The following is an 8,329-nucleotide window of genomic DNA, read 5'->3' as shown; positions in this document are numbered from 1 at the left end:
AACCTCATCGGTAAATATTTGCCGGATGACCACCGGCAGCAGGGCCTCGCTCAGAGGGTAGTGCCGTAGGGTGCGCCGTGCGCACCGAATCGAAGCCGGAGGGTCAACCCAGTTCGGTGCGCACGGTGCACCCTACGCTCGCTACAAATCTCTCTTTGTAGGAGCCTGCTTGCAGGGCAAAAATGTGCGCTTAGCGAGCACTGCTCGCTGCGCATTTTTGTCCTGCAAGCAGGCTCCTACAGGTGCAAAATCGTAGGATGGGCAAAGCGCAGCGTGCCCATCGGCCAAATGATGCGCACGTCGCTGCGCTCCGTTGCCCATCCTACAAATAGCGTAACGACCCCTGATTCAATTCGTCATGGCGACGGGCGCTTCTACCGCGATAAATTTCGAAAAAAATAAACCATGAAAATTCCACTTATCGCCCTGTCCGCTCTTCTACTGGCTACAGGCCAGGCGCAGGCGGCCGCTACAATTCCCGAGCCAGCCGAGGTCGGCGCCCGACAGATTCCGCTGACAGACAAAGCCTATGCCGGCAGTTCAATAAACGTGGTCGCCGGCAGTCGCCAGACACTCTATACGGACGGCGCGTACCAGTACGCCGGCTTCTACGGCGCCGGCGGCCGGCTGTTGCTGGCCAAGCGCCGCCTGGACGAGGACAACTGGCAAATCCATCCCACCGAATTCACTACTGGCCTGAAGGACGCCCACAACACCATCAGCCTTGTGGTGGACGGGCGGGGTTACCTGCACCTGGCCTGGGGTCACCACAACACCCCGCTCAATTACAGCCGCGGCGTCGAACCGGGCAGCCTGATCATGGGCGAGCCGCGCGCTATGGTCGACGAGGCGGAACAGAGCGTGACCTATCCGCAGTTTTTCCGGCTCGCGGACGGCAACCTGCTGTTTCTCTACCGCGACGGCGGCTCCGGCAACGGCCGCCTGGTACTCAACCATTACGCCGCTGAGCAGCAGAAGTGGTCCCGGCGCCAGAACAACCTGATCGACGGTGAATCCCAACGCAGCGCCTACTGGGACATGAGTATTGATAAAAACGGGCGTTTGCACCTGGCCTGGAACTGGCGGGAAACCCCGGACGTGGCCAGCAACCACGACCTGCTCTACGCCCGCTCCGACGACGGGGGCAAAAGCTGGCAGCGCAGCGACGGCAGCGACTACAAACTGCCGATCACACAAGCCCGCGCCGAAGTTGCCGCCGCCATCCCGCAAAACCGCAACCTGATGAACCCGCCCGCGGTGGACGCGAATCACCGGGGCCAGCCCGTTATCGCCTCCTACTGGTCACCGGAGAAGGGAGCCCGCCCCCGCTTCAATCTCGTCTACCGGGACGAGCGCGGCTGGCACACAATCCCGGGACCTGAAGCGGGACAGGATTTCACACTACAGGGGCATGGCACCAAACGTCCGCCGATCTCCCGCGCGGCGCTGCTGGTGGAGACCGGGAAGGACAAAGGCGCCCACCTTATCTACCGCGACGACAGCCGGGGCGGCCGCGTGCTGGCCGCCTCCCTGGACGACCTGCACAGTCCGGAGTGGCATTTCCGCTACCTCACGGAAAAAAATGTCGGCGCCTGGGAACCGTCGATCGATCCGGCGCAGTGGCAGCGGATGAAGCAGGCCCAGCTGCTGCTGCAACCGGTAACGCAACTGGACGGTGATGATCACAGCGGCAGTAACGCCAACCCCACCCCCCTGAGTCTGCTGATCTGGCACCCGGTGTGGGAGCACCACCAGCGCCGCGCGGCCGCCGGTGATATCTAAAGATTATGAACAGGCTCTTAGAATACGGGAATTGCCTTTTCCATTTAAAAACGAAGTATTGACAAGGCTATCTGACTAATGATGACCGTCGAAATATAATCGCTCAAGCCCAGCCCTGTTCCATCGATATTACTTGGAATCAAGGTACCAGTTTGAGGATATGAAGCTACAATATATCTACCAAATAAAAAAACACTTGACGCGAGTTTTAAGGACGGAGCATATTACCAGACGCAGCCCGTTTAAGGCAGCATTAGGATATTGAATGGACTCTTATCTATCGAGGAAGACCCATGAGAAGAATATTTTCATGCCTTGTAGGATGTGCATTGCTCTTAGTTACCTCGAGCGTAATTTCACAAGTACTTTACCTTCCAGATACAAATAATTTCGGAACTGCTTACTGCATAAACCCCCAGACTGGCCAAGTGATCACAAATTGCGATGTAACTCTGCACAACGGCCCCTACTTTGTTCCAAACCAGCATAACCACAACAGTCCCGCTCCCCCAGTCAGTTCAGTGTTCCCTTCATCTGGCAATACAGGTTGCTGCGGCTTACCTGTCAGAATTAAAACAACACAGGTGGGACAGGTAGAATATTTGCAAGTATGTGCATACTACTGTTCTGTGACAGACATTTATGTCGGTTATCCAAACTTAGTTGAACTTACCTCAGGGAGTAATTGGGTGCTAATAGGAAAGACCACGTGGCACCCGGTCAATCATTTTGGTACATCTTCAACAGTCAACGGGATTAAGGCTGTAGCTAACCAGTACCATTCTGAATACCCACAATATCCTGTTATCGCAATAAACGACATCGCTTTGCCACTGTCAGGCATATTTGATTTGAGCCGAAACTGGCAAGGCCCGCATTACAACCACAGCCAAGGAAAGGCGGTGGATGTTCGAGGCAATGGAAATCCTAACAGTGTACCGAGAGTTACCAGCGTCCAGAATCGTTTCAAACAAATATGCAGCTTGAAAGGGGCAACTCTAGTTCTCCATGAGTCTGTAGGCACCACAAATGAGCACTTCCATTGCCAATGGCCGTAATTGAAAGGAGTCAGATAATGAAGAAATTAATTCTTACAGTATATCTTTTATTGATACCGGTTTGCACAGCGTTTGCTCAGCAAGAAGGGCTTGGCCAATTAAGCCCCGTTCCGATATGGCCTGGAGATGACGTTATCCCTCCGGAACTGAGCGACAAATATGTATTCCTGGACCCCGAGGCCGGCCAGATGATTTTGGCCTACCCAGAAGGGTTGGGACAACCAAATACGGCAAAAACGGGGCAAATGCATATAGAGCGTCTAAATCTCGGCAACCAAGTTAAAGCTTCCTTATCTGTAGCAGTAGCAAAGAATAAAGGTAAATATGTCTATCGATACACTGTTGAAAATGGCAAAGGGGCCCGTCGACCGATTAAGAAATTTGACATACCTGTCCCAGATCTTGGGCAAGACGATGAAGTTTTCTCTCCAAAAAAATGGCAAGGAGCCAAGGCCGAGACGCAGATACGGGCATTACAAATTGCGACCGGACAGCCGTCAGGATTCTTTCTAAGCTGGTATAACTACGACGAAGAGGAAAGAAAGGATGGTCCAGCAATAAAAGCAGGAGAGAAACTTTCCGGGTTCCATATAGAAAGCGAGTTGAAACCGGGAATTACAATGGCCTATGTAGGAACAGGGGATTACCCTGCCTTGCACGGAGCAATGCCGCAATCCGTTTTAGAGCAGGCTGCGCCACTGATGTCAATAGAAGCCAACAACCAGAATGTGTTAACGGTCGGGCCAAAGTTCCCCAGTGACACCCATAAACTGATTATCGCAGGGGATTTCCATCTCGGCATCAGTCGTATGGTGCGGCACGGGCAACTCGATGGAGATTCGCCTGCGATTCAGGAGGCGCTTCAAGTTTTGGAATATTACCTGAAAGCGGCTGAAGCCGCGGAGGGCGCCGAACTGGAAGATTTTGTTGGTCCCCGCATGGAATTCACTGAAAAGCCAAGGCCTGGACTGGAATCGGATGTACTCCATGCACTAACGGTCGGTCTGGAATAGGCTATCGGATTATTTGAAACTTTTTCGGCGTGCCCCGAGTACAGAAGTCGATTGATCGGGATTCAACCAAAAAGGTAACTACTCACCCATAGGGAACCTGCATTGGCTTAAGCGAGCCACCCTGTAGGAGCGGCGGGGCGGCCATCCGACATGCCCGCGAACAGAACCCGATCGCGGGCATGGCCCGCTCCTACAGGGATGAGCAGTTACCCAAAAAGAATGTATGCGATGGCCCAGCCGGCAAGCAGGCGCCTACAGTACGCTTCGCTGAAGTTGCAGGTGCTGCAATAGCATAATGGTCTTGCCATCGCGGATCTCGCCGCTGGCGATCATGGCGCAGGCCCGCCCGAACGGGAGTTCCAGCACCTCGATATGCTCCTGCTCGCTGGCAAGGCCGCCGCCTTGGGCAACCTGCATATCGTCGGTGTATTCCGCCAGGTAGAAATGCAGCTTTTCCGTGACCGAGCCGGGAGACATATAGGCCTCGAATACCTTGGAGGCCTTCTCTACCCTGTAGCCGGTTTCCTCTTCGGCCTCGCGAAGGACACATTCCAGGGGGTCCTCTCCGTCCAGGGCACCGGCACAGGCTTCGATCATCATGCCGCCGCGATTGCCATTGAGAAATGTGGGCAGGCGAAACTGGCGGGTGAGTACTACGGTGTCTTTTTTCCTGTTATATAACAGCACCGCTGCGCCGTCACCGCGATCGTAGACTTCCCGCTGCTGGGCCTCCCAGCTGCCGTCCGCGGTTCGGTATTCGAAGGTGTATTTCTCGAATTTGGACCAACTGCGCGAAAGCACTTCCGCTTTCAGGTTTTTGACTCGATCGGTCATTTGCTCGCCAAGCTCACCTCTAAGCACAATACGTTGAGTTCAGGTTCGGCACCCTGTGGAGCCTGCAAAGGCGGCCAGGCTCAATCGTTGGCCTCAATACGGTTGAGTTAGGCCACTTTTGTATTCGTAGGGTGCGCCACGCGCACCGCCCCAGGGCTCGCGCGGGTTTCAGACTTTTTTGGTGCGCACGGCGCACCCTACGGTTGGGTCTTAACTCAACAGTATTGTGTCGTTAGCCCACCTTTTCCCCGTGCGCCTGCTTGTCGGCATGGTAGGAGGAGCGCACCAGTGGCCCGCAGGCGGCGTGTTTGAAGCCGATCTGTTCGGCGTAGCGGCGGTACTCTTCGAATTCGTCCGGGTGTACATAGCGCTGCACCGGCAGGTGTTCCCTGCTCGGTTGCAGGTACTGGCCGATGGTGAGCATGTCGATATCGTGTGCGCGCATATCGTCCAGTACAGCGAAGATCTCTTCCTTCTCTTCGCCCAGGCCCACCATCAGGCCGGACTTGGTGAGCACGTCCGGGCGGCGCTTCTTGTATTCCTGCAGCAGTTTCAGCGACCACTTGTAGTTGGCGCCGGGACGGGATTCGCGGTACAGGCGGGGGACGGTTTCCAGGTTGTGGTTGAACACGTCCGGGGCCTCGGCTTCGAGAATATCCAGGGCCACGTCCATACGCCCGCGGAAATCCGGGGTGAGGATTTCCACTTGGAGATTCGGGGACTTTTCGCGGGCGAGACGGATGCAGTCGGCAAAGTGCCGGGCGCCGCCGTCGCGCAGATCGTCCCGATCCACGGAGGTGATCACCACGTAGCGCAGGCCCATGGCGGAGATGGCTTCGGCCAGGTGCTGGGGCTCTTCCAGATCCAGTGGCAGGGGTTTGCCGTGGCCGACGTCGCAGAAGGGGCAGCGGCGGGTGCAGATCTCGCCCATGATCATAAAGGTGGCGGTGCCGCCGCTGAAACACTCTCCCAGGTTCGGGCAGCTGGCCTCCTCGCACACGGTGGCGAGTTTTTGCGAGCGCAAAATGCTCTTGATGCGGTCCACCTCCTTGGAGGCGGGCACTTTCACGCGAATCCAGTCCGGCTTGCGCAGCAGGTTGTCGCTGGCGATCACCTTGACCGGGATGCGTTCAACTTTATCGCCGTCGCGCAATTTTTCGCCCTGCTGTAAGCGGCGGGTGCGTTTTACCGGTACCAGATCGGGTCTCTCAGCCATTGCTCGTTTCCTTTGCGGCGCTGCACGCCGTAAAAATGCTTTCGTCCGCAGTTTCCCAGCGGGTCTCGGACAAGTTCAAGGTGCCCAGTAATTCGCGCACAGTGATTTCCGCCACCGCCTGCCAGCCGGGCACCGGTTGAACCAACTCGGCCATCTGCACCATCTGCAGGCCCGCGTAGCCGCAGGGGTTGATGCGCAGGAAGGGCGCCAGGTCCATATCGATATTGATGGCGATGCCGTGAAAGCTGCAACCGCGGCGCACGCGCAAACCGATGGAGGCGATCTTGTTGCCGGCGCGGGGGCCCTCGCTCAGGTAGACGCCCGGTGCATCGGCGCGGGGCGCGGCCCGGATGCCGAACTCCGCCAGCATGGCTACGGTGGCGCTCTCCAGGGCGGTAACCAGTTCGCGCACACCCACTTTGGCGCGCCTCAGATCCAGCAGCGGATAGACCACCAGTTGACCGGGGCCGTGGTAGGTCACCTGGCCGCCACGATCCACCTGCACTACCGGGATGTCGCCGGGATTCAGCAGGTGCTCCGCCCTGCCCGCCTGGCCCTGGGTGAACACCGGCTCGTGTTCCACGCACCAGATCTCGTCCGGGCTGTCGGCATCGCGGGTATCGGTGTAGTGGGACATGGCGCGCCACACGGTCTCATAACCGCGCCTGCCCAGGTCTCTTACGGTGGTCATCAGAGCACCATATGCACGAACGGGTGAGCCTTCAGTTCCTCGAACAGCGCCAGTAGCTGGGGTTCGCCGGTGGCGACGATAAAGAAGGTCACGGAGGTGAACTTGCCGTTGCGGCTCTCGCGCAGGGTGATGCGCCCCTCGTCCAGATCCGGCGCGTGGCGGCGCATCACTTCCAGAACGAATTCGTGCACCTGGTCATCGGAATCGCGCACGACCTTGACGGGGTAGTCCTCGCAGGGGAATTCGATTTTGGGGGGCACTTGGGGATCTTTGGAATCTTCGCTCATTACCGCTCTCGTCGGACGCGCGCCTGTGCGTGTCGGGCGGGATTATACAGCGGTGGGGGGGAATGATGAATGCGGAATGCGGAATGCGGAATGCGGAATAGTATCTGGGTTTGGGAGATCTGTGACCATAATCGCTCTACCGGTCAATCCGAGGATCAATCCCAGCCGAGGGACATCCCCGCAGCACTATGTCAAACCGTATTCATGGGGTACGGCTGTGCAAACCTGTTCCCGACAGATTTGTTCGCATTCACCTTCATCATTCAGCATTCCGCATTCCGCACTCCGCATTCAACTAAAGAGGCCCATCACGAAGCGCTTGATCGAATCCCAGATACGCTTGAAGAAGCCGGCCTTTTCCACTTCCTCGGCGGCCACCGCGGGCACGTCGGCCACGGTCTCGCCGTCCAGGGTGACCACAACCTTGCCTACAGGCTGGCCCTTCTCCAGTGGCGCTTCCAGCTCGCCGTCGATGATCAGGTCGGCCTTGATGTTCTCCTCGCCGCCACGGGGGATGGTGACGAAGACGTCTTCCTGTACCGAGATACCCACCTCGGCGGACTTGCCGCCCCAGACGCGCTCGGTCTGCAATGTGTCGTCCTTGCTGTACACCTTGTGGGTCTGGAAGTAGCGGAAGCCGTAAGCGAGCAGTTTCTGGGTCTCGGAAGCGCGCTTTTCATCACTGTCGGTGCCTACCACTACTGCGATAAGGCGCATGCCGCGCTTCACCGCGGAGGCCACCAGGCAGTAGCCCGCCGCCTCCGTGTGGCCGGTCTTGATGCCATCCACCGCCGGATCCCGCCACAGCAGCCTGTTGCGGTTGGGTTGGTTGATGCCGGCGTAGCTGAAATACTTCTCCGAGTAGATATCGTAGTGCTGGGGATGGTCGGCGATTACCGCGCGGGCCAGGGTGGCCAGATCGCGGGCGGTGGTGAGGTGTCCTTCCGCCGGCCAGCCGGTGGCGTTGACGAAGTGGGTGTCACGCATACCCAGCAGTTCCGCCTGCTGGTTCATCACCTCGGCGAACACTTCCTCACTGCCGGAGACATGCTCCGCCAGGGCGATGCTGGCGTCGTTGCCGGACTGCACGATCACGCCGCGCAACAGATCGATGACCGGCACCTTGTTTCCCACTTTGACAAACATCTTGGAGCCGCCCTTGCGCCAGGCCTTTTCGGAAATGCGCACTTTGTCGGTCTCTTTGATACTGCCCTTCTCGATCTCTTCCGACACTATGTAGGCGGTCATCATTTTGGTCAGGCTGGCGGGGGGTATCTGCTTGTCGGCATCGTGCTCCACCAGCACCTGTCCGGTGTGCGCGTCGACCAATATATAAGCGGTGGCCGACAGCTGCGGTGGCGCGGGGATCAACGACTGTTCAGCCTGGGCCAGTGCGGCGCAGATAAACAGGAGGGAGCAGGCGATAAGGCGTTTGATCATGGGCAGTT

Annotated in this window: 7 protein-coding genes; 2 read left to right on the top strand and 5 right to left on the bottom strand. The window is 57.6% G+C overall.

What is annotated here, in order from left to right:
• Positions 1 to 405 precede the first annotated feature (405 nt).
• Together ACRC0P_RS12790 and ACRC0P_RS12785 are read left to right on the top strand one after the other, a co-directional pair.
• Entirely contained in the window at positions 406 to 1,782 is a 1,377-nt protein-coding gene (locus tag ACRC0P_RS12790) for a BNR repeat-containing protein (RefSeq protein ID WP_438631492.1), read from the top strand.
• A gap of 1,075 nt (positions 1,783 to 2,857) precedes the next feature.
• Positions 2,858 to 3,853 carry a hypothetical protein gene (locus ACRC0P_RS12785; RefSeq protein WP_438631490.1) on the top strand — a complete coding sequence of 332 codons (996 nt, stop codon included), beginning with the start codon at positions 2,858 to 2,860 and terminating at the stop codon, positions 3,851 to 3,853.
• 252 nt (positions 3,854 to 4,105) lie between these two features.
• Here the strand turns inward: ACRC0P_RS12785 and ACRC0P_RS12780 are convergent, their stop codons facing one another.
• The 5 genes from ACRC0P_RS12780 to ACRC0P_RS12760 all read right to left on the bottom strand — a co-directional run bounded on the left by ACRC0P_RS12780 (position 4,106) and on the right by ACRC0P_RS12760 (position 8,321).
• A complete protein-coding gene (locus ACRC0P_RS12780; protein ID WP_438631488.1) occupies positions 4,106 to 4,687 on the bottom strand; it encodes an NUDIX domain-containing protein in 582 nt (193 codons plus the stop codon).
• Positions 4,688 to 4,919: 232 nt separating this feature from the next.
• Complete coding sequence (lipA, locus tag ACRC0P_RS12775; RefSeq protein WP_438631486.1) at positions 4,920 to 5,903, bottom strand: lipoyl synthase; 984 nt, start codon at positions 5,901 to 5,903, stop codon at positions 4,920 to 4,922.
• Complete coding sequence (gene lipB / locus ACRC0P_RS12770) at positions 5,896 to 6,594, bottom strand: lipoyl(octanoyl) transferase LipB (RefSeq protein WP_438631484.1); 699 nt, start codon at positions 6,592 to 6,594, stop codon at positions 5,896 to 5,898. The genes lipA and lipB overlap by 8 nt, the downstream gene beginning before the upstream one ends.
• Positions 6,594 to 6,881 (bottom strand): HP0495 family protein, encoded by a 288-nt coding sequence (locus ACRC0P_RS12765; RefSeq protein ID WP_438631482.1) that lies wholly within the window; start codon positions 6,879 to 6,881, stop codon positions 6,594 to 6,596. Before ACRC0P_RS12765 ends, lipB begins: the two co-directional genes overlap by 1 nt.
• A gap of 291 nt (positions 6,882 to 7,172) precedes the next feature.
• Positions 7,173 to 8,321: a D-alanyl-D-alanine carboxypeptidase family protein gene (locus ACRC0P_RS12760; protein WP_438631480.1), complete on the bottom strand. Its 1,149-nt coding sequence runs from the start codon at positions 8,319 to 8,321 to the stop codon at positions 7,173 to 7,175.
• Between the last annotated feature and the right edge of the window lie 8 nt (positions 8,322 to 8,329).

Source organism: Microbulbifer sp., assembly GCF_051659245.1.
Lineage (GTDB): Bacteria > Pseudomonadota > Gammaproteobacteria > Pseudomonadales > Cellvibrionaceae > Microbulbifer.
Note: the sequence above shows the minus strand (reverse complement) of the source record. Positions and strands in the feature narration are given on the sequence as shown.